Below are 19043 nucleotides of genomic sequence, written 5' to 3'. Positions count from 1 at the left end.
AACCTCCGTATGATTTCGGCGCGAACGGCCACGGTCCAAGGTCGCGCCATGGAAGCGGCGCGCCGTCGGCGGGCCGGACGAGGAGGCGGGGATGGGACTGACGATGGCGAGCCCGGGTGCGGCGCCCGACGAGGCCCTGCTGCGCGCGGAGACCGCCCGCAGCGCCATGGCCCGGCTGCTCGCCGTGGCCGGACACGACCTGAAGCAACCCCTGCAGGTGGCCCTCATGGCCATCGACCGCGCGGTCTCGGACGGCGTCGGTCCCCGGGCCGCGGCCCGGCTCGGCCTCGCCAGCGACGCGCTGGTGCGGCTCGGCCGCGAGCTCGACGATCTGGCCCGCTCCTCCCAGGCCGGCAGCGTGGCGCCCCGGCTCGGTCCCGTCGCGGTCGCCCCGCTCCTGGAGGCGGTGGCGGCCGAATGGGCACCCTACGCCGACGCGGTCGGGGTGCGTGTCCGGGTCTGCGCCACGGCGCTGACGGTCACGAGCGAGGTCGCCATGCTGACGACCATCCTGCGCAACCTCGTCGGGAACGCCGTGAAGTATGCGGGCCCGGGCGGCCGCGTCGTCGTCGGATGCCGCCGCCGGCAGGGGCGCGTGGCGATCGAAGTGCACGACGGCGGTCCCGGCATCGCGCCCGAACGGCTGGCGGGCATCTTCGACGCCTTCGACCGCGCCGGACGCCGGGACGGGGCCGGTCTCGGGCTCGGCCTTCATATCGTCCGGCAGACCGCCGCGGCGCTCGATCACCCGGTCGCCGTGCGATCCCGGCGCGACCGGGGCTCGGTCTTCGGCGTGACCGCGCCCCGCCACCGTCCGGCATCCGCGTAGACGCCCCGGGACGATCCCGACGGCACCGCCGCCGCGGAGCAGGTCCGCCGTCCCGGTACCGGAGGCCGCGAAACGCCCGGACCGCGCGCGCAAGCCGCCGAAATCTGCGGTGTCCACGGCCACGCAGGCGTGCCGCCGCCGCACGGCTTGCTCGCCAGGGTTGCTTGTGGAACCGTGTCGGCCTGAGACCCCGAAGAGGCGACGGATGCTCCGCACCGTGCTTTCGCAGACGGAGCGCGACCTGACATGACGGCTGGTGATCCGCCCAACAAGATGGCCGAAGTTGCCGGCCTTGCGGCCGCGATCGCCGATCACATCCTCGCGCAGCACGAGGCCGGGACCACGATCCCGCCGGACCAGTTCCGGATGCTGGTAAGCGCCGCCCGGATGCTCCTGGATAACGGCGTGGCTTGGCCGCCGTCGGTGACCTACCTCGTCATGGAAGTCGCCCGACGGGTCGAGGAGGCCGAGCCGCCGCCCAAGGGCGACGAGGTCGTGACGCACCTGGAGCAGGCGCTCGACGCGGCGAAACCCACCTGAGACACCTTAGACCGACCGTCACGCGGCGGGCGCGCCGACTTCCCGCGGGATCGGCGCCCTATATGGGCCCTATGCCCACACTCGGTCTCAAGCTCCCGCTCCGGATCTGCGTCCTCGAGAACGCCGCCTGCGTCGAGGATGCCGGCGGCCGGCGCACCGGCTACGTCTACTGGGACGAGGGCCGTTCGGGAGGTGGTGACAGGCCCTTCACCCGCGCCGAGGCCATCGAGCAGGTCCGGATCATCGCGGGCGCCTGGGCCGGCGCCCTGGTCCACAGCGGCACCCTCGACACCGGCCCGGCGCCCGAGCCGGGTGCCGCCGCCGCCGAGCCGTCTCCGGAAGGCTGACCGCGCCCGGCCGAGCGGGATCCGCTACAGGCCGGTGCCGCTCACGTACGAGACCGGCGCGGCCGGACCCGAACTCGTCGCGGAGGCCGCGACGGTGGCGGCGATCCAGTCGCCGTCGCTGGTCCCGGATGCCCGGCACTCCCGCGCCATGGCCCGCACTCGGCGGCGCCAGAGCCAGAGGCGGAGGGTGTGGATGAGGTCGTACATGGTCGGCCCCGCGCTGTCGCTCCCGTCCATGTGGGGCGCGCGGGCGGACCGCTCAAGCCTGCGGCGCCAGACCGGTCGAGCTCGGAAGCCCCGCCTCAAGCGAGCGGTGCTTCATCACGAAGTGGAAGCCGAGCTCGGGATTCTTGCTGAAATCGGCGTCGTAGAACGCGTTCTCGTTGCCGGAGCCTCGGCAGAAATCCTTGAACTGAAACATGGTCATCGGGACAAATTCCAGCCCGTGCTGCCGGACAAGCTCGCGCCACCACGTCTCCGGCTTGACCGTCGGGTGGTAGCTCACGCCGTTGGCGACATCGTCGTATGTCGCGGCGGAGCCCACGAAAAGACCGCCGTCCGCCAAGTGGGATTTCACGTTCGCGAACAGCTGAGGAAGCAGCGATTCCTCGATGTGCTCGAGGACCTCCCACATCGTGATGACGTCAAATTTCGCTTTCGTCCCTGATCTCTGATCCATCAGAGCGAAGGGCTTGGTAATATCGCATGTCTTCAGATAGTCCGGGATGATGGACCATTCGGCGCGCTGCGCGCGAAGGGAGTAATCGCTCCCCTCGATCCCGAAGGCCGCATTGCCTCGGATGAGAAAATCGAAGACGAGGCCGCCCCCCGCGCAGCCGAGGTCCAGGGCCCTGACCTTTCGGCCGAAATGGCTCTCGACCGCGTGGCAGAACCGCTGATTGCGCGTATTGTCATCCTTTGTTCCACGCGGAACCGTGTGATCGTTGCTCTCGTAGGCGATCGGATGATCCGTCACGAGGCAGAAGTCGTTCTTCGGTGCGAGCTGAACCACGGCGAGGCGCCGGACATCTTGCATCTGCGCGAGCTGCTGCGCGTGAGCCGTCATGATCTTGCTGTCGAGGGCGGCATAGAGCTGGCGGCCGACGTCGAGGATCTGCTGCGTGATAAATTGCTTGTCCTGGTCGTCCATCACAAATTCCCGACGAGCGATCTCGAGCTGACGCGGTGTGGCCAGCCCCAAATTTATCCGAGATCCTGTATCAAATCTTTACGCGGCGACCCGAATTCGGACCGTGGCGCGTCGGCGCGCTGCCCGACCGCGCGACGCCGTCCCGGATCTGCCGCCAGCCCGATCCGGCGAGCCGGCAGGACGCCTCACGCCCCTCCCCCGGGCAGACCCGCCCAGGCCTCGCGGACGAGCGCGAGGCGTCGCTCGGCCCGGGCCGCGTCGGCGTCCGCGACTTGGTCGAGCACGGCCTCCAGCGCCTCGGATCCGCCGAGCGCGGCGGCCGCCTCGCCCTGGCGGCGCATGGCGGAGCGGTGCGCCCGCATCGCCGGCCCGGCCTTCTGCCCGGCCTCGATCGCCTCCAGGGTGGCGATCAGGGCGGCCGCGAACGGGGCGACGTCGCGCCACGAGGCCGCCGCGGGCGCCGGCTCGGGCGGGTGGGCACGCTCCGGCGGCGGTGCGGAGAAGTTGGTGGTGAGCGGGCGCTTCATGACGAACCTCCACGGGCGCGGTATCAGGGGGCCATCGGCCGGAGCGGAGCTGTACGAGGAGCGCATGGCCGAAAGGCGGAAGGGCACCGGGTCCGGCGAGGATAGCCTGTCGCGCCACATCCTCCCCAATGCCGGCACGATGGTCGGCGTCTGCACCACGCTGATCGGCCTCGTGAAGATCGCCGAGGGCTGGATCGGGCCGAGCCACGTCGACGAGGCCGCCGCCCTGACGGCGATCCTGTTCCTCGTCAGCGCGATCGCGTCCTACCTGTCGATCCGCCTGGACGACGGCGGCGATCTCTCGGTCACCCTGGAGCGCTGCGCCGACATCTGCTTCGTCATCGGGCTGATCGGCCTGACGCTGATCTCGGTCCTGTTCGCCTACGAGACGATCTGACGACGCGCGGCGCGGAGCCGGTCGGGCAGGGCCTCGCGGTCGGTCAGCGCCGCCGCCAGGACCGCGAACAGGCCGAGATGCAGGCCGAGCGCCGCCAGCCCGGGATCGCGCAGGGACCACAGGCCGGCCGCCCCGAGCGCCATGAGCGGCGGTCCGGCCACGTAGACGGCGCTCCGCCACCTGGCGGGCCGGCCGAGACGCCAGAAGCAGCCGGCCAGCGCCGCCAGGGCGAAGCCGCCCTTGAGCAGCGCCATGAAGCGGATCACCCGCACGAGGTCGGGATCGACGGGCGCCGCGGGGACCCGCGCGGCCGCGACGAAGGCCAGCGGAAGCGCGAGGATCGTCAGCGCGGCGAGCAGCAGGCGCGCCGGTGGGGTGCCGCGCGTCGCGGGCCCGGCCGCCGCCGGGATCGTCATCGCCTGAACCCGCATCGGCTTCCTCCTGCGCGCGCCGCGATCGGGGGCGAGTCTAGGCTCTCCGGAGGCTCCGGTCACCTCGCGGAAGAGGGCGGCCGGGCCGCGCCGTCGCGGGCCGGGTCCGAGGGCGGCGCTAGAGGCTCAACAGCCGCGGAACAGCGCCACCCCGAAGGCTGTGAATTTCAGCGGCAGGTGGCAGTGGCGGTCGGGGTCGTCGAGCCGGAAGCGGATCGCGGCCTCCTCCAGGAACCCCTCCCCCGCGGCCCCGACGAAGTCCCCGATGACGAACACGACCTCGTAGAGGCCGGCGGCGAGCCGCGTCCGCACGACCGGATGGTCGAGGGTCCCGTCCGCCCCGAGGCGGCCCTCGGCGATCACCCGCCGCTTTCCTCCGGCGCTCAGGACGCGCACGCGCATCCCCTCGGCCGGCCGGCCCGTGGCGGCATCGACGGCGTGGAGTGACAGGCCGGTCACGGTGTCCCGTCCTCCCAGACCATCCGCCAGGGATGGGCCGCCTCGTAGGCGGCCGCCATCGCGACCAGGGTCTCGTCGCCGCCCCAGGGCGCCACGAGCTGGAACCCGATCGGAAGCCCGGCGCCCGAGGGTCGGCAGGGGATCGAGATCCCCGGGCAGCCGGCGGCGTTGACGAAGCCCGTGAAGGTCGCCGAGCCGCGGGGGCCCACCGGTACCCCGGCGATGCGCGGCGGATGGGTGTCCTCCGCCGGCCAGGGCAGCGCCGCGGCCGCGGGCGTCATGAGCAGGTCGTGGTCGGCGAACAGGGCGGCGAGGTCCCGGCGCAGCGCCAGCGCCATCCGCTGCACCTCGAACAGGTCGGCCGCCGACAGGGCCGCTCCGGCCTCCGCCAGGGCGCGGATGTCGGGGCCGAGCGCGTCGCGTCCGCCCGGATGCGCGCGCATCAGCCACGCGATGCCCGCCTGACCGAGGACCGGCCACGCCTCCGTGATGGCCGTCGCCGCGTCGAAGCGGCCGGTCTCGACCCGGTGGCCGAGGCCGGCGAGGCGCCCGGCCGCCTCGGCGACGCTGCCGGCGATCTCGGGATCGACCGGGGCCGTCCCGAAGGCCGGGACGTGGAGGATCCGCAGCGGGCGCTCCGGCACCGCGGTGGTCCCGAACGGGCCGAAGCCGTGCGGCGCGACGGCATCCGGGTCGGCCGCCCCGAGGATCCGCATGGCCGCCGCGAGGTCGTCGACGGTGCGCGCCATCGGCCCGACCACCTCGAGGTCGAGCATGATCGGCGGTAGCCCGCCTGTCCGCGGCACCCGGCCGGCGGTGGGTTTCAGGCCGACGAGGCCGGTATGGGAGGCGGGCCGGCGGATCGAGCCGCCCGCGTCGGTCCCGAGCGCCAGGGGCCCGATCCCGGACGCCACTGCCGCGACGGCGCCGCCGCTGGAGCCCCCCGGCGTCAGCGCCGGATCCCACGGGTTCCGGGTGACGCCGTGGACCGGGTTGCCGGTGTAGCCCTGGACGGTCAGCTCGGGGACGTTGGTCTTGCCCAGGATCACCGCCCCGGCCGCGCGCAGGCGCGCCACCGGCGTCTCGTCGCGGTCGACGGCCTGCCCGGCCCCCTCCCCCGCGTAGAGCCGGCTGCCCCAGCCGGTCGCGAACCCGGCGACGTTCAGGCTATCCTTGACGGTCAGCGGCACGCCGTCGAGGGGCCCGAGCGGCCGTCCCGCCCGCCAGCGCGCCGCGCTCGCCACGGCGGCGCGCTCCGCGCCCTCGGGATCGACGGCGACGAGGGCGTTGAGCGCGGGGTTCACAGCCTCGGCCCGCTCCAGGCAGGCGCGGGCGGCCGCGACCGGGCTCGCCGTCCCGGCGGCGTAGCGGCGGCCGAGGGCGGCGGCCGAGAGGGTCCAGAGCGGGCCGTCCGCGTCGATCCGGGTCATGACTCCTCCTCGCGATGGGCGATCCAGCGGGCGAGCGGCCCGGCGAGGCCGGTGGCCGGCTTCGCGGGCGGGCGGGCGAAACGGCCGGCCCGGGGCGGGCGCGTCCCGAGCCGCACCAGGGCCTGTGCTTGGCCCAGGGCGGCCGCCAGCGGGTCGACGAGCGGCACCGGCACCGCGTCCCGCAGGACCGTGGCGAGGCCGGCGAGCGGCGCGCCGGCCAGGATCACGACGTCGGCCCCCTCCCCCACCGCCCGCTCGGCCAGGGCCAGGATCTCGGGCCGCAACTCGTCCTGCACGTCCGTCACGGCCTGGAACGGCCGGCGCACCGCGTGGAGGCCGACGCAGCGCGCCGACAGCCCGGCCAGCGCCACCGCGTCCTCGTACCAGGGCAGCAGGGCGGGCGCGAAGGTGACGACCGCGAACCGCGCCCCGAGCTGGCAGGCGGTCAGCATCGCGGCCTCGGCCATGCCGACCACTGGCAGGTCGAACAGCTCCCGCGCGGCGACCAGACCGGGATCGCCGTAGGCGGCGATCACCGCGGCGTCGTGGCCGGAATGGTGGGCGGCGAGCGTCTCCAGCACGGCCGCGCCGGCGAGCTGCGCCTCGGCCCGGCTCGCGATGTAGGGCAGGCCCGTCGTGGCGGTGAGCGCGGTGATGTGCGCGTCGGGGGCGAGCGCCGCCTCGGCGGCCCGCGCCATGCGCGCGGTCATCGCTGCCGAGGTGTTGGGATTGAGGAGCAGGATGCGCATGCGAGGGCTCCGGGCGCTTCAGCCCGCCATCCGGCGGGACAGGCCGGCGGCCCGCTCCATCACGGCGGCGAGCACCACGGTCACGAGGATCAGCAGGCTGGAGGCCGCCGCCACCGTGACGTCGAGGCGGCCCTCCAGGTCCTGCCACATGCGGATCGGCAGCATGTCGGTGGCTGCGTCGCGCAGGAACAGCGAGACCGGGACGTTGTCGAAGCTCGCCATGAAGGCGATGAAGCCCCCGGCCAGGATCCCGGGCCGGATCAGCGGCAGGGTCACCCGGCGGAACGTGTAGAGGCGCGAGGCGCCGAGCGAGGTCGAGCTCTCGAGGAGCACCGGATCCATCTGCGACAGGGCCGCCACGGTGGTGCGGACCACGTAGGGCACGCAGACCACGGTATGGCCGAGGACGAGGGTCAGCGGCGAGACCGGGATGCCGGCGAGGCTGAACAGCATCAGCGCCGCGAGCCCGAAAGCCAGGGCCGGCAGGACGAGGGGCGACAGGAACAGGCTGTCGAGGAGCCGCGCGGAGACCCGCGGTGACCGGGCGATGGCGAGCGCCGCCGCGGTGCCCAGAACCACCGACAGCAGGGTCGTCCAGCCCGCCACCACGAGGCTGTTCCAGGCGGCTGCCCGGAGCTGCTCGGCCTCCGCGAGCGCCGCGTACCAGCGCAGCGAGTAGCCCGGCGGCGGGAAGCGCAGGGAGAAGCCGCTGGTGAACGACACCACCACGACGATCACGGTGGGCGCCGCCAGCAGGACGAGGCAGAGCCCGGCCAGCAGCAGCACCGCGCCGTGGAAGCTGAACCAGTCGAGATCGCGCCGCAGGCTCGTCCGCATGGTGACTCCCGGTGGCTTCAGGCGCGCGCGCGGCCGCCCGACAGGCGGCCCGCGAGGTTGAGGATCGTGACGCAGGCGAGCACCGCCACGAGGAAGACGATCGCGATCGCCGCCGCGAACGGCCAGTTGTTGAGTGAGGAGGCCTGCTGGTACAGGTACATGGGCATGAACAGTATCTGCCCGCCGCCGATCAGCGACTGGGTGATGAAGGCGGTGATCGCCGCCGCGAAGGTCAGCAGGCAGCCCGCCACGATGCCGGGCAGGCAGAGCGGCAGCGTCACCCGGAGGAAGGTGCGCCACGCCCCCGCCCCGAGCACCGCCGAGGCGTCGGCGAGGTTCGGGTCGATCCGCGACAGGGCGGTGACCAGGGGCAGGACCATCAGCGGCAGCTGCACCTGCGCCAGAGCCAGGACGAGGCCGCCCTCGGTGTAGAGCAGCTTCAGGGGCGCGTCGGTGAGGCCGAGGCCGAGGAGCGCGGCGTTGACGATGCCCTGGCGCCCCAGGATCACGATCCACGCGAAGGTCCGGACCACCACGCTCGTGAGCAGCGGCAGCAGCACGATCAAGGTCAGCAGGCCGCGCAGCCGGCCGGGCGCCCAGGTCAGGAGCAGCGCCAGCGGCAGGCCGAGCAGGAGGGTCAGCGCCGTGACCTCGACGCCGAGCCACAGGGTCGCGCCGAGCACCCGCAGGGAGAACGGGTCGAGCATGAACCGGGCGTACTGGTCGAGGCCGAACCGGGTCATGGCCGGATCGGCGTAGAAGCTCACGAGCAGCAGCAGCGCCAGCGGCGCCAGGAAGAAGACGAGGAAGAACGCCCCGAGCGGCAGCGCGAGGCGGATGTCGTAGGCCGCCGTCCAGGCGCGGCCCGGGCGGAGGGGCGCCGCGACCGGGCCCGCCGTGGCCGGGCCGGCGCTCACACCCGGATCTCGCGGTTGAAGCGCTCGATCCAGGCCGGCCGGCCGCGGTTGATCGCGGCCCAGTCCTGGAACACCGACTTGCGCTTCAGCTCGTCCGCGTCCCTCGCCAGGACCTTGGCGACCTCACCCTCGATGGCGACCTTCCGGTTGGTCGGCACGATCAGGTAGGGGCTCTGCATCAGCTTGGCCTGCACCTCCGGCGACAGCGCGGCCTCGATCAGCCTGAAGGCCAGCTCCTTCGACGGCGTGTTCTTGACGATGTGGATCGTCGTCTTGAAGGCGATGATGCCCTCCTTCGGTGCGGCGAACTCCACCGGCACGCCTCGGGCCTTCAGGATCTGGATCGCGTTGAAATTGCCCGGCCCGATGTCGACCTGCTCCTGCTGGTAGAGGGCCGCCAGGGCGCCCGGGTTGGCGGCGACAGCGGCAAGGTTCGGCTTGAGCGCCTCCAGCGCCTTGAAGCCCGGCTCGACGTCGGTCTCCGAGCCGCCGTGCATGCGGGCGATCTCCACGAGGAAGCCGGTGCCGAGCGTCGAGTTCAGGTTGGTGATGCCGACCCGGCCCCTGTACTCTGGCTTCCACAGGTCGGCCCAGGAGGTCGGCGGCGTCTTCACCTTCTCGGGATTGTAGGTCAGGCCGACGATCTGGAAGAACGGCGCCGGGCCCATCGGCTCCTGCGCGTCCGCGATCAGGTCGCCGTAATGGGCCGACTGGGCCACCGGGTAGGGCTCGACGAGGTCCTGGGCGATGGCCGTGAGGGCGGGGCCCGGATCGTGCAGCATCACGTCGATCGGCGGGTTGGCGCGGGCCGCCTGGACCTTGGCGATCTGGTCGACCGAGAGCATCGGATCGAGGATCACGTCGCCGCCCGAACTCTTGCGGAAGGCCGGCACCAGCACGGCCCGGTGCGCCTCCTCCCAGCTGCCCGTGAAGGTCGCGAAGACGAGCTTGCGCGCCTGGGCGCGGGACAGGCCCGGGAAGGCCTGCGCGGCGCCGAGGGTCAGGGCGCCGGCGAGGAGGCTGCGGCGGTGCAGGGGCATGGTCGGTTCTCCTGGCTCGGTGTCGGGCGGCTCGGCCTCAGTGTCGGGGATCGGGAAAGACGCCGACCCGCTCGGGTGCTGTCGGGCGCAGGCGCACGCGGGTGCCGGGCGGCCGGGGCCGGGCGCCCGCCGCGCGCGGCTCGGCGGTCTTGAGGCGGGCGCCGCCGTCGAGGCGGATCTCGTGGACCAGGGTTGCGCCGAGCGGCAGGCCGACCTCGACCGCGCCGTCGAGGCCGTCCGCGGCCCCCGCCCCGGCCCTCGGTCCCTCCTCCGCGAAGGCGACGTGCTCGGGCCGCAGGCAGGCGGCGACCCGGGTCCCGTCCGGCAGCGTCGTGGCGGCGGGGAGCAGGCCGCCCGCCTCCAGGGCCACCACGCGGGCGCCGCACGGCTCCGTCGCGAGCCGCCCGTGCAGGACGTTGGCCGTGCCCACGAAGGTGTTGACGAACAGCGTCTCGGGGCGGTCGTAGACGTCGGTCGGGGGGGCGAACTGCTCCAGGCGGCCGGCATTGAGCACGGCGACCCGGTCGGCCATCGACAGGGCCTCCTCCTGGTCGTGCGTGACGATCAGCGTGGTGGTGCCGGCGCTGCGCTGGATGCGCTTGATCTCGATCTGCATGTCGAGGCGCAGGTTCTTGTCGAGGGCCGCGAACGGCTCGTCGAGGAGCAGGATCGAGGGGCGCACCGCAAGCGCCCGGGCCAGCGCCACCCGCTGCTGCTGGCCGCCCGACATCTCCCGCGGGAAGCGCCCGGCGAGGTGCTCCAGGCGCACCAGCGCCAGCATCTCGGCGACCCGCGCCCTCTGCTCCGCCCGCCCGACACCCCGGGCCGCGAGGCCGTAGGCGACGTTGTCGGCGACGCTCATGTGCGGGAACAGGGCGTAGTTCTGGAACACGATGCCGACGGTGCGCCGGTTCGGCGGCAGGTGGTCGACGGCTTGGCCGCCGATGATGACGCGCCCCTCCGTGGGCTTCAGGAAGCCCGCCACCGCGCGCAACAGGGTGGTCTTGCCGCAGCCCGAGGGCCCGAGCAGGGCGACGAGCTCCCCGCCCCGGATGTCGAGGGTCACGGTGTCGACCGCGAGCGCCGACCCGTAGCGCTGGGTGATCCCGTCGAGGATCAGGGTGGTCCCGGCGCTCACGGGCGGCCCGCCCCGTCCGCCGCGAAGGCGCGGCCGTGCGCGGCGAGATGCGCCGTCGGGCAGCCCGCCAGCTCCAGGCCCTTCCACAGGGTGACGGCCACGGAATCGACCACCGGCACGCCGAGTTCGGCCTCCAGGGCCGGGGCGAGCGCGGCGCCCGCGAGGTTCGTGCACACGATCGCCACCGCGTCGACGCCCTCGGCCGCCACCGCCCGGACCATGCCGGCGATGGCCTCCGGGCCGGTCTCGGCGAAGGCGAAGTTCTCCGACAGGCCGAGGTGGCGCTCGGCGGCGCAGTCGAAGCCGGCCGCGCCCCAGTTGGCCTGGATCCGGCGCTGCACGTCGCCGGTATAGGGCGTGACGAGGCCGATCCGCCGGAAATCCCGGGCGCGGAACAGGTCGCGGAAGGCGAGCGCCGCGGTGGAGGCCGGGCACCCGGTCCGGTCGGTGATCGCGGCGCTCAGGCGCTCGTCCGCGTCGAAGCCGAGCCACGCGCCGGAGGTGCCGTTCCACAGGATCGCGGCGACGCGGGCATCGGCGAGCAGTTCGGCCGCCGCCAGGATCGGCTCGGGGTCGAACTGGTCCAGCGCCGCCGCCGACAGGCCGATCTCCGTCACGCGGAAGCGGGCGAAGTGGGCGCTGACGCCCGCGACGCCGGCCAGCAGATGCGCCGTGGCCGGCTCGAGGACGCTGTTCGACGAGGGCGTCAGCATGCCCAGACGCGTCGTGCCGTTCGCTCGTTCCATGGAATCCATCCCCGATCCGTGAAGCATCCGACAGGCCTGGGCAGGCGACAAGGCATTTTCTGCATGCTGCATGCAATTTGCGCAAATGCATGATATGGCAGCGCAAGCGGCCGAAAAATGGGTCATCGATCGGGCGGCCGGACGCGCTAGGCTGGCGCGGGAGAACGGGAGGATCGATGGACGTCGTCGCACGCCGCCGGGGCCGGCCCCGCAAGGCGCCGGTCGTCCCGGCCGCGCAGCTGCCGCGGACCGGGCTGCACGAGCAGGCGGCGGGCCGGCTCAGGGACATGATCGTGCGCGGCGTGCTGCCGGCCGGCGCGTCCCTCGTGGAGACGGACCTCTCCGTCGCCCTCGGGGTCAGCCGCACACCGTTGCGGGAAGCGCTCAAGCTCTTGGCCGCGGAGGGGCTGGTCGAGCTGCACCAGAACCGCAGCGCCCGCGTCCCGGACTGGACGCCGGAGGAGATCCTCGAACTGTTCGAGGCCCTGGCCGGGATCGAGCGGCTGACCGCGGAACTTGCGGCGCCGCGGATCTCCGAAGCCCTGATGGACGCGCTGCGCGGCAAGCAGGCGCAGCTCGACCGGATGCACCGGGACCAAGTGCTCGACGCCTATTTCGCCCTGAACCAGGAGATCCACCGGACGATCGTCGAGGCCGCCCGGAACCGTCCGCTGGCGGAGGCCCACGCGGCGCTCCAGGCCCGAGCCCAGTGGGCGCGCCTGCGCGCGCTCTCCAGCGGCAGCCGCTGGGAGGAATCGGCCCGCGAGCACCGGGATCTGTTCGAGGCGCTCGCCGCGCGGGACGCCGCCGCGGCCGGGACCGTCGCCCACCGCCACGTGCTGCGGACCGGCGTGGTGATTGCCGAGACGCTCCAGGCCCGGCGCACAGACCCCGCGGCGCCGTAACGAAGCGTTAACCCTGTCGTCGCATCGGTGGGTCACCAGCCGGACGCTGGCCTTCCACGCCCATCCGATCCGCCCCTCAACACGGGTGGGCGTGGAAGCCTCGACCGCCGCCCGTCAGGCGTCGCCGAACGAGACCCCGAGCTCGGTCTCTTGGCGCCACGTGACGCGCGCCGGCCGGCGCCGACCGCCGACCCCGTAGGCCAGCACGAACGCGTCGGGCACGCCGATCACGCTGACGACCTTCAGGCGGGCGCCCCCGTCCGACATGTTGCGGATCGTACAGTCGATCACGCCGCCGCCGGCGAGTTCGATATGGCCCTCAAGCAGGGTCCGTCTACGGGGCGCGGCGCGTCTGTCGTCCATCCTCGTTACCCTATGGTTGCGGGCCGGATCCCTGCGGATCCGCGCGCGCTCCACCGACTCGGGGCACGGATGATCGATCCCGGCCGCCCCGTCCGGCGCGACGCCGTCGGGCCCGATCCGGGCCGTCCGCCATCGCGCCCATGAGACCACGGCGTTCGTGTCGATTCCGTCAAAGCGCTCCGCGAAAGCGCGGCAGCGTGCCGGTCAGGACGTCCGCACGAGTTGCAGGGCGCCCCGCGGGGTCGGCGGCGCGACGCTGCGGGTCTGGTTGCGACCGCCGTTCTTGGCCTCGTACAGGGCGCCGTCCGCCAAGCGGTAGGGATCCGGCAGCGGCGCGCTCCGGTCGGCGCCCGGCCGGACGGCCGCGAGCCCGATGCTCACCGTCACGGCGCCGGCCCCGATCCCCGCCGACGGGACGGTCAGCTTGGCCACCTCGGCGTGGACCGTGTTGGCGACGCGCAGGGCGCCGGCCTCGTCCGTCTCGGGCAGGAGCAGGGTGAACTCCTCGCCGCCGATGCGGCTGACGAGATCCTGTGGGCGGTGCACGCTCGCCGCGAGGCAGCGGGCGAGGCCCTGCAGGATCTGGTCGCCCACCGGGTGCCCGTAGCGGTCGTTGAAGCGCTTGAAATGGTCCGCGTCGACGATGAGCAGCGACAGGGGGTGGCCGTCGCGCCGGGCCGCGTCCAGGTTCCGCCGGAGGGCGTCCTCGAAGCAGCGGCGGTTCGGCAGGCCGGTCAGGGCGTCGGTGCGCGACAGCGCCGCCATCTCGGCCCGCAGCGCCTCGCGGCGGCGCAGCTCCCGCCCGAACAGGAGCGACAGCGCGATCGTGAGGCCGCACAGCGCCAGCACGATGCCGCCGATGATCGTCGCCTTCGCGGCCCACTCCGCCTCCACGTCCTTGGTGGACAGGGCGACGTTCAGGATCAGCGGCAGATTTCCGATCCGTGTGAACGTGTAGTTCCGTTCGACGCCGTCGCGCACGGAGGTGCTGACGAAGTTGCCGCGTCCCTCGCGCAGGAACCGTTTGAAGATCGCGGTCTTCCCGATATTCGCCCCGAGATCCGCCTCCACGTAGGGGTAGCGCATCAGGCGAGTGCCGTCGGTCAGGTACAGGTTGATGGCCCCGCCCGGTCCGAGGTCGATCTCGCTGAACAGGTGCGTGAAGTAGGACAGCTTCACGGTGCCCAGGACCACGCCGCCGAAGCTGCCGTCGGGCCGTTCGATGCGGCGGCTGAACGGGAGCATCCGCTCCCCGTTGAGCCGCGACACGATCGGGCGCCCGACATGGAGGCCGAGCCCCGTGCTCGCCCGGTGGACCTGGAAATACTCGCGATCCGCGTAGTTGCCCGGGCGCGGCGGCACGGCCGCGATGTCGCCGATGGCGTCGCCCCGCTCGTCCAGGATCAGCATCACGCCCATGTCGCGGGCGGTCGCGGCGCGGTCGAACAGGATGAGCTGGCGCAGGTGCGGGTCGGCCTCGGCCAAGCCCGGCACCTTCAGGTTGTCGACCGCCGCGTGGATCGAGAGATCGTACATCTCGATGTTGCGCGCGATGTCGCGCTCGAGGACCTGCAGGAGGTTCCAGGAGGTCTGCTCCGCGCTGGTCCAGGCGTCGCGGCGCAGATCGGCCAGCATGAGACCGGACGTCACGACCATGCCCAGCGGGGCCAGGATCCCGAGGACGATCCACGTGCGGGCCGAGCCGAGCCACGGGGCGACGCGTCGCCAGACGTTCATCGGCCCCCCGCGGACGGCGCTTCATTGCCGTGCTCTGGCACGCCGAGCCTTAACCGCCGCTTTCGCGGCGGTCGGGCCGGTCTTACATCCCGGCGTCTCTGTCCACGATCCGAGACACCTCGTTGATCGCGCCGCGCGGCCTTCCGGGTCCGCGCCGGTCGGCGGGAAATGCCGCGTCACGGGCGCGCCGGGGATGTTGGCGACTGCCGCTATGAGACTCAAGCCATGGCCGGCGGTCCGGCGCGCGGTCGACGCGGCGGAAGACCTCGCTGCACTTCCCCGGCCTCAACCCAGCCCTGGCTCTGCGCGGCGAGCCGTTGTCGGTTCCGACGGCGACCGGCTTCATACGCCCTTCGGCATCGCGATCCTGAACGGCGTCGTGCTCGCGAGCGACCTCCGCGATCTGGAGGCGTCCAACTCCGGCGTCCGGGAGGCCGCCACCCACGCCGCCGCGAAGCCGCTGCGGCCTGTGATCATGGCGGCTCACCTTACGGCACTGGACTTCCGGCTGTGGCGTTCTCGACCAGCGCCCGCGCGGAGGTGCGGCGGCCGCTCGCCACCGCGGTGATCGGGGGCCTGAGCGCCGCGACCCCGCTCACCCTGGTGCTGCTGCCGGCGGTCGATACCACCGTCGCTGACCTTCACCGCCCTTCGAGTGGTCCCGGCCCCCTCCCGGCTACGGTTCCAAAGCGCGGCGGCGCGCGGCGACTGACCCGTGAACGCGACAAAGTATCCGCAATCGGTATGTGGATACGCAATTCTGTGCTGATGCCGGGACGATGCTCAGGCGACTATGCTGAGCTGACACGGAGCGGGAGTCCGGCATGTTGGACGGCGACGCCTTTGCCCACGAGATCGCGGCGCTCCTGATCGCCGACATCAAGACCTCCGGCGCGCGCACCCGCGGCGAGCTCGAGGAGGCCTGCCGGATCTCCCTCGCTAGCCTGCTCGGCGGCACCGCGGTGCCGCCGCAGATCGCCGTACTGATGCCGATCGGCCTGGAGCGGTGGCCGCGGGTGGTCGTGAAGGGACGGCCCCTGCCGGACGTATAGGCCGGCGCCGCTCGCCCCCTCAGCGGCCGATGACGCCGGTGCCCCCGGTCGGGCCGATGGCGTTCGGCCCGGTATTCGGAGCGGGCGTGGCGGCTTGGTTCCTCTGGATGTCCATCCGCAGCGTATTGCTCTGGGTCGTCTGCTCCTGTCGCAGAGCGCGGACCTGACCGCTGGTCTCCATGGATTGGTTGGCGGCGTTCGGATTGTTCTGCTGCACCTGGGCCAGGGCGGGTGTCGCGGCCGCGGCCAGACCGAGGCTCGCGGCGGTGAGCATGGCGATGAGGAGGCGCATTGAAAAGCTCTCGCGCTGATGGATCCTGTGGAGTTGACACGCCGACGGCCCGCCAAGTTCCATTCCGGTCGCGTCAGGTTGCCGTCCTCGCCGTTTGGCGGGGTGGTTAGCCAATTCCTGCCGACCGACGGCGTTCTTCACGCCTTGTTAACGCATCGGGGCAAGGCTGTCGGTGGCGTAGGGTGCGGGACGTTGAGAGGGGCGTGATGCGGGCCTTGTCGGCGGAGGATGAACAGGCTGTCGATCGGCTCACGCTGCAGCTTCTTCACGACGCCTATTGCGACCTCGCGGCGGTCCTGCGCGGCGCCCAGCCCCAGGCGGCCGCGGCGATTCTCGGGGTCATGGAGCAGCGCGTGACCGACGTCCTGACCCGGATCTGCCGGCAGGGTTCGGAAGGGGCGGGCTCGGTGGAGATAGCCGTCGCCGTCGGCGAGCGGATCGGGGAGATCATGGATCAGGCCCACGGACGGGACGTCGCCGGCACGCGAGCCGCTTGATTTGGAGTGATCACGAACGCCGGCGCAACCAGCGTGTTCTACGCCCTGCGCATACTCTACCATTCAAGGCTCAGCTGAACTTACGGGCCGCGCAAACTAATTTTTGACTTACATGATGTGATTTTTTAGTTTTCGAATATAAGCATCTTGGATCGCAATCGTTAATTTTTGTATTGCTCAGCTCGCATGCAATGCCTCGCCGCTGCAAAAATATCTTCATAATTATATTGCCTCGGGTCGAAAAGCCAGATTATGGCTTTGTGGAGCCATTGCGGCGTGTTCGAAGTCCTTGTGTTGTTTGGCGGCATAAGTTTTGATGGGAGTTTTAGGGGAGTCCAGATCCTTCATGCCGTATCCAATTTGCATTTCGAGTATGTCTCTCGAAGTATGCAAATTTTTGCTTCGTTGTTCCATCTTGTCACGGGCGTGGCGCCATTTGATGGCGCGGACTTTCATTGTGACGCGGCGGTCCTGGGTAGCGAGCCGAAGCATGCCAAGAGTATCTCTCGATCCCGTCGCGACACGCCTCGGGCGTCGAAAAAAGCTGGGATGCGCGAGGTGGCTTCATGAACCTCATCGAGAATGGAACTGGCTTCGGCAGCGGAGAGGCCAAATTTTGTGTAGGCCGCGAATGCGGTGCACGGGTTGCATTCCCGGCTGATACCGGGAGCCGGGGCGCAGACATGCTTGGTGCCCGACGGATGCGGGACAACATCAAACACCGGTGAAAGATTCCAGCCGGTCCCATCGTTGATGAAAGCGTGGTTGCGCAAATGATCGTCTGTGTTGCGGAGATAGGTATTGACCAGGAGCCTGCGAAAAATCTCGCGTTCCGGCGCGTGCACACCGATACGGCGCGCGGCTGCCGCGATGTCCAAATAGGTCTTGCTTGTCGCATAACCATAAGCGGGCTCGCCCAGCAAAGTGCCGGCGCTGAGGTAAGACAAACACGCTCCAGCCGAGGATCGGTCAAAACGTGATACCAAGAGAACCGGCCTGTCGTTTACGACACGAATCTCCCGCTCCGGGACTCGCAGGCCTGCTGCCTCGGCGAAATCGAGGCAAACCGCTTCAGCCCTGGGATTGTCGAACCTGTCGTCCCACGCGGAAAATTTGGCTATCCATTCTTTTTCTGAAATCCTCACACGCGTCTTCGGTCGAGCTCCCCCAACATCCGAGCTGTGGATGAGTAGCTGCGCGAGTTGGCGCGCCGACGCTTCGCCATCCTCGTACTTCTCTGCTGCGATGAGCGCACCTTCAAGATCATCCTCGCTTTGAGCGTGCTTAAGCGCTGCTTCCATCCTGGGCGTCCACCTCTCGGGAGCCTCTGGCGTTGAGCCGAAGGCCAGATCGCCAGTGCGCGACAGGCCGCCCAGAGCCAGAAACTCCGGCATGCCGAGTTCCAGTTCTGGGAATACCTGTGTCAGGATTCCTTTGCCCCAGCCGTCGGGGCCTGCATCGTGAAAGGCCAGATGGACCCCCCCACAGTCACAGGCCGCCACTTGTTTCCGAGCGGCAGGCCGATGGGGTCAATCGGCCTGCGTCCTTCCGAAGCTAGATAGTCGGAGCTATAGGCAAAACGACCGAGCCGCCGTGAGGAGCTACCTTCGAAGACCAAGAGGCCGATGGGCACATAGCCGCTCGGCCCTGACCGGAACACGTGCATTTCCTCGATGCGGTTGTACTTAGAGGTTCGCCACATACCCGCTCACGATGATCCCGCGGCGATCCAGCATGGCATCCGCTGTGTCTCTGATGTGATCACACAGGCAAATGTCGCCACGTTGATCTGTGCGGATCGGTGAGATCAGCGCACTGAGCAATAATCTGCTGGCGACAACCGGCCACCCGGCCATCAGGCGATCATGGGATGTGATGCGCTCACCCGCAACAACAAAAAGGGCGCCAGGCTTCCGTTAACGATCGCGACAGGAAGGACTTCCTCAAGCTCATATTGCCGCATCTGCGGCCTTCTCAAAGGTGCCGATCCACGCCAAGTTCGTCCCTGGCAGACCACACGCACACGCCGCGCCGCTCTTTAGCAGGGAGCGGCCGACACCGGTGTTAGCAGCACCGAATGCCGGCCTGACCACGATCCGTATCATCTGAGGATACAGACTATGGCTGAGACCTTCCCTACCGGCGTTATCACGCCGACGAAACTGTCCCGATGCATGAAATCCGGGCAGTCCCACTCCCCGTCCCGGGAACCCGCCTGATCGCCTGAAGGTGCGCTGGCACGCGATACGCCGTGCCTCAGCGTCCCCTCGCTATCCCGCAATCCTGACGCCCTCGTTACCGCAGGCCTAAGAGCGCCTAACAGAACGGGCACGGATTGCGTGGGCAGGCGTTGGTCGTGATGGCTCGTCCGCTTCTGCCCGATGATCTCTGGACCGAGATTGCGCCGCTTCTGCCGCCGCCCCGCCCACGTCCAAAAGGTGGCCGACGGCCGATCGAGAACCGAGCTGCGTTGACCGGCATTCTGTTCGTGCTGCGCTCAGGCGTCCCGTGGGAGATGCTGCCAGCGGAGATGGGCTGCGGCTGCGGGATGAGTTGCTGGCGCCGCTTACGGGACTGGCAGGCGGCCGGCGTATGGGCCCGCCTGCATCAGGTGCTCTTGGAGCGCCTGCATGGGGCGGGCGAGATCGACTGGAGCCGAG

General features: G+C 70.8%; 24 protein-coding genes. 8 read left to right on the top strand and 16 right to left on the bottom strand.

Annotation, left to right across the window (positions count from 1 at the left end):
* The first annotated feature begins 91 nt into the window (after positions 1-91).
* The 3 genes from C4T42_RS27750 (at position 92) to C4T42_RS27740 (ending at position 1716) form a co-directional block, all read left to right on the top strand.
* Complete coding sequence (locus tag C4T42_RS27750) at positions 92-829, top strand: HAMP domain-containing sensor histidine kinase (RefSeq protein ID WP_103986262.1); 738 nt, start codon at positions 92-94, stop codon at positions 827-829.
* A 246-nt stretch (positions 830-1075) separates the two neighbouring features.
* Entirely contained in the window at positions 1076-1369 is a 294-nt protein-coding gene (locus C4T42_RS27745; protein WP_020094713.1) for a hypothetical protein, read from the top strand.
* A gap of 71 nt (positions 1370-1440) precedes the next feature.
* On the top strand, positions 1441-1716 hold the full coding sequence (locus tag C4T42_RS27740; protein WP_053621787.1) for a hypothetical protein: 276 nt from the start codon (positions 1441-1443) through the stop codon (positions 1714-1716).
* A 24-nt stretch (positions 1717-1740) separates the two neighbouring features.
* Here the strand turns inward: C4T42_RS27740 and C4T42_RS27735 are convergent, their stop codons facing one another.
* From C4T42_RS27735 to C4T42_RS27725, 3 genes are all read right to left on the bottom strand, one after another.
* Positions 1741-1953 carry a hypothetical protein gene (locus C4T42_RS27735; protein ID WP_103986261.1) on the bottom strand — a complete coding sequence of 71 codons (213 nt, stop codon included), beginning with the start codon at positions 1951-1953 and terminating at the stop codon, positions 1741-1743.
* Between the two features lie 22 nt (positions 1954-1975).
* A complete protein-coding gene (locus tag C4T42_RS27730) occupies positions 1976-2866 on the bottom strand; it encodes a methyltransferase domain-containing protein (RefSeq protein ID WP_103986260.1) in 891 nt (296 codons plus the stop codon).
* 185 nt (positions 2867-3051) lie between these two features.
* The gene (locus C4T42_RS27725; RefSeq protein ID WP_103986259.1) at positions 3052-3393 is read right to left on the bottom strand and encodes a hypothetical protein; all 342 of its coding nucleotides are present in this window, start codon (positions 3391-3393) and stop codon (positions 3052-3054) included.
* A 64-nt stretch (positions 3394-3457) separates the two neighbouring features.
* On the opposite strand from C4T42_RS27725, the gene C4T42_RS27720 reads away from it, so the two are divergent.
* Positions 3458-3790 carry a hypothetical protein gene (locus C4T42_RS27720; protein WP_056526737.1) on the top strand — a complete coding sequence of 111 codons (333 nt, stop codon included), beginning with the start codon at positions 3458-3460 and terminating at the stop codon, positions 3788-3790.
* Here the strand turns inward: C4T42_RS27720 and C4T42_RS27715 are convergent.
* The 9 genes from C4T42_RS27715 to C4T42_RS27675 form a co-directional block, all read right to left on the bottom strand.
* Positions 3775-4221, bottom strand: a complete 447-nt coding sequence (locus C4T42_RS27715) for a hypothetical protein (protein ID WP_103986258.1) — start codon at positions 4219-4221, stop codon at positions 3775-3777. The two genes, C4T42_RS27720 and C4T42_RS27715, sit on opposite strands and share 16 nt — an antisense overlap.
* A 126-nt stretch (positions 4222-4347) precedes the next feature.
* On the bottom strand, positions 4348-4680 hold the full coding sequence (locus C4T42_RS27710) for a hydroxyisourate hydrolase (RefSeq protein WP_103986257.1): 333 nt from the start codon (positions 4678-4680) through the stop codon (positions 4348-4350).
* Positions 4677-6110 (bottom strand): amidase, encoded by a 1434-nt coding sequence (locus C4T42_RS27705; protein ID WP_103986256.1) that lies wholly within the window; start codon positions 6108-6110, stop codon positions 4677-4679. Before C4T42_RS27705 ends, C4T42_RS27710 begins: the two co-directional genes overlap by 4 nt.
* Complete coding sequence (locus C4T42_RS27700; RefSeq protein ID WP_103986255.1) at positions 6107-6859, bottom strand: aspartate/glutamate racemase family protein; 753 nt, start codon at positions 6857-6859, stop codon at positions 6107-6109. The genes C4T42_RS27705 and C4T42_RS27700 overlap by 4 nt, the downstream gene beginning before the upstream one ends.
* 18 nt (positions 6860-6877) lie before the next feature.
* On the bottom strand, positions 6878-7696 hold the full coding sequence (locus C4T42_RS27695; RefSeq protein ID WP_042673588.1) for an ABC transporter permease: 819 nt from the start codon (positions 7694-7696) through the stop codon (positions 6878-6880).
* Between the two features lie 17 nt (positions 7697-7713).
* Complete coding sequence (locus C4T42_RS27690) at positions 7714-8613, bottom strand: ABC transporter permease (protein WP_103986254.1); 900 nt, start codon at positions 8611-8613, stop codon at positions 7714-7716.
* Positions 8610-9653, bottom strand: a complete 1044-nt coding sequence (locus C4T42_RS27685; protein ID WP_103986253.1) for an ABC transporter substrate-binding protein — start codon at positions 9651-9653, stop codon at positions 8610-8612. Before C4T42_RS27685 ends, C4T42_RS27690 begins: the two co-directional genes overlap by 4 nt.
* Before the next feature lie 37 nt (positions 9654-9690).
* Positions 9691-10791, bottom strand: a complete 1101-nt coding sequence (locus tag C4T42_RS27680; RefSeq protein ID WP_103986252.1) for an ABC transporter ATP-binding protein — start codon at positions 10789-10791, stop codon at positions 9691-9693.
* Positions 10788-11546, bottom strand: coding sequence for an aspartate/glutamate racemase family protein (locus C4T42_RS27675; RefSeq protein ID WP_244603295.1), 759 nt, complete (start codon positions 11544-11546; stop codon positions 10788-10790). The genes C4T42_RS27680 and C4T42_RS27675 overlap by 4 nt, the downstream gene beginning before the upstream one ends.
* A gap of 167 nt (positions 11547-11713) precedes the next feature.
* Here C4T42_RS27675 and C4T42_RS27670 point away from each other — a divergent pair, with 167 nt between their 5' ends.
* Positions 11714-12442, top strand: coding sequence for a GntR family transcriptional regulator (locus tag C4T42_RS27670; protein ID WP_103986250.1), 729 nt, complete (start codon positions 11714-11716; stop codon positions 12440-12442).
* 114 nt (positions 12443-12556) lie between these two features.
* Here the strand turns inward: C4T42_RS27670 and C4T42_RS27665 are convergent, their stop codons facing one another.
* Both C4T42_RS27665 and C4T42_RS27660 read right to left on the bottom strand, forming a co-directional pair.
* Positions 12557-12805, bottom strand: a complete 249-nt coding sequence (locus C4T42_RS27665) for a PilZ domain-containing protein (protein ID WP_042675639.1) — start codon at positions 12803-12805, stop codon at positions 12557-12559.
* 204 nt (positions 12806-13009) lie between these two features.
* On the bottom strand, positions 13010-14542 hold the full coding sequence (locus C4T42_RS27660; RefSeq protein ID WP_103986249.1) for a sensor domain-containing diguanylate cyclase: 1533 nt from the start codon (positions 14540-14542) through the stop codon (positions 13010-13012).
* 824 nt (positions 14543-15366) lie between these two features.
* Between C4T42_RS27660 and C4T42_RS27650 the strand changes: the two genes are divergently transcribed.
* The gene (locus C4T42_RS27650; protein WP_103986247.1) at positions 15367-15594 is read left to right on the top strand and encodes a hypothetical protein; all 228 of its coding nucleotides are present in this window, start codon (positions 15367-15369) and stop codon (positions 15592-15594) included.
* A gap of 19 nt (positions 15595-15613) precedes the next feature.
* On the opposite strand, the gene C4T42_RS27645 is transcribed toward C4T42_RS27650, so the two are convergent.
* A complete protein-coding gene (locus C4T42_RS27645; RefSeq protein ID WP_103986246.1) occupies positions 15614-15886 on the bottom strand; it encodes a hypothetical protein in 273 nt (90 codons plus the stop codon).
* Positions 15887-16092: 206 nt separating this feature from the next.
* On the opposite strand from C4T42_RS27645, the gene C4T42_RS27640 reads away from it, so the two are divergent.
* On the top strand, positions 16093-16383 hold the full coding sequence (locus C4T42_RS27640) for a hypothetical protein (RefSeq protein ID WP_103986245.1): 291 nt from the start codon (positions 16093-16095) through the stop codon (positions 16381-16383).
* Between the two features lie 452 nt (positions 16384-16835).
* Here C4T42_RS27640 and C4T42_RS27635 read toward each other — a convergent pair whose 3' ends face one another.
* Complete coding sequence (locus tag C4T42_RS27635; RefSeq protein WP_244603294.1) at positions 16836-17777, bottom strand: HipA domain-containing protein; 942 nt, start codon at positions 17775-17777, stop codon at positions 16836-16838.
* 965 nt (positions 17778-18742) lie between these two features.
* Between C4T42_RS27635 and C4T42_RS27630 the strand changes: the two genes are divergently transcribed.
* The coding region (locus C4T42_RS27630; RefSeq protein ID WP_146074054.1) for a transposase at positions 18743-19043 on the top strand (301 nt) is incomplete at its 3' end.

Origin of the sequence: Methylobacterium sp. 190mf (genome assembly GCF_900107945.1) — a bacterium.
In the GTDB taxonomy this organism is placed as follows: Bacteria; Pseudomonadota; Alphaproteobacteria; order Rhizobiales; family Beijerinckiaceae; genus Methylobacterium.
This window is presented reverse-complemented; position numbering and strand designations above follow the sequence as displayed.

Coding starts and splice junctions, on each gene's coding strand:
- C4T42_RS27750 (WP_103986262.1), top strand. CDS start 92: ATGGGACTGACGATGGCGAGCCCGGGTGCGGCGCCCGACGAGGCCCTG.
- C4T42_RS27745 (WP_020094713.1), top strand. CDS start 1,076: ATGACGGCTGGTGATCCGCCCAACAAGATGGCCGAAGTTGCCGGCCTT.
- C4T42_RS27740 (WP_053621787.1), top strand. CDS start 1,441: ATGCCCACACTCGGTCTCAAGCTCCCGCTCCGGATCTGCGTCCTCGAG.
- C4T42_RS27735 (WP_103986261.1), bottom strand. CDS start 1,953: ATGGACGGGAGCGACAGCGCGGGGCCGACCATGTACGACCTCATCCAC.
- C4T42_RS27730 (WP_103986260.1), bottom strand. CDS start 2,866: ATGGACGACCAGGACAAGCAATTTATCACGCAGCAGATCCTCGACGTC.
- C4T42_RS27725 (WP_103986259.1), bottom strand. CDS start 3,393: ATGAAGCGCCCGCTCACCACCAACTTCTCCGCACCGCCGCCGGAGCGT.
- C4T42_RS27720 (WP_056526737.1), top strand. CDS start 3,458: ATGGCCGAAAGGCGGAAGGGCACCGGGTCCGGCGAGGATAGCCTGTCG.
- C4T42_RS27715 (WP_103986258.1), bottom strand. CDS start 4,221: ATGCGGGTTCAGGCGATGACGATCCCGGCGGCGGCCGGGCCCGCGACG.
- C4T42_RS27705 (WP_103986256.1), bottom strand. CDS start 6,110: ATGACCCGGATCGACGCGGACGGCCCGCTCTGGACCCTCTCGGCCGCC.
- C4T42_RS27700 (WP_103986255.1), bottom strand. CDS start 6,859: ATGCGCATCCTGCTCCTCAATCCCAACACCTCGGCAGCGATGACCGCG.
- C4T42_RS27695 (WP_042673588.1), bottom strand. CDS start 7,696: ATGCGGACGAGCCTGCGGCGCGATCTCGACTGGTTCAGCTTCCACGGC.
- C4T42_RS27685 (WP_103986253.1), bottom strand. CDS start 9,653: ATGCCCCTGCACCGCCGCAGCCTCCTCGCCGGCGCCCTGACCCTCGGC.
- C4T42_RS27675 (WP_244603295.1), bottom strand. CDS start 11,546: ATGGATTCCATGGAACGAGCGAACGGCACGACGCGTCTGGGCATGCTG.
- C4T42_RS27670 (WP_103986250.1), top strand. CDS start 11,714: ATGGACGTCGTCGCACGCCGCCGGGGCCGGCCCCGCAAGGCGCCGGTC.
- C4T42_RS27665 (WP_042675639.1), bottom strand. CDS start 12,805: ATGGACGACAGACGCGCCGCGCCCCGTAGACGGACCCTGCTTGAGGGC.
- C4T42_RS27660 (WP_103986249.1), bottom strand. CDS start 14,542: ATGAACGTCTGGCGACGCGTCGCCCCGTGGCTCGGCTCGGCCCGCACG.
- C4T42_RS27650 (WP_103986247.1), top strand. CDS start 15,367: ATGTTGGACGGCGACGCCTTTGCCCACGAGATCGCGGCGCTCCTGATC.
- C4T42_RS27645 (WP_103986246.1), bottom strand. CDS start 15,886: ATGCGCCTCCTCATCGCCATGCTCACCGCCGCGAGCCTCGGTCTGGCC.
- C4T42_RS27640 (WP_103986245.1), top strand. CDS start 16,093: ATGCGGGCCTTGTCGGCGGAGGATGAACAGGCTGTCGATCGGCTCACG.
- C4T42_RS27635 (WP_244603294.1), bottom strand. CDS start 17,777: ATGCCGGAGTTTCTGGCTCTGGGCGGCCTGTCGCGCACTGGCGATCTG.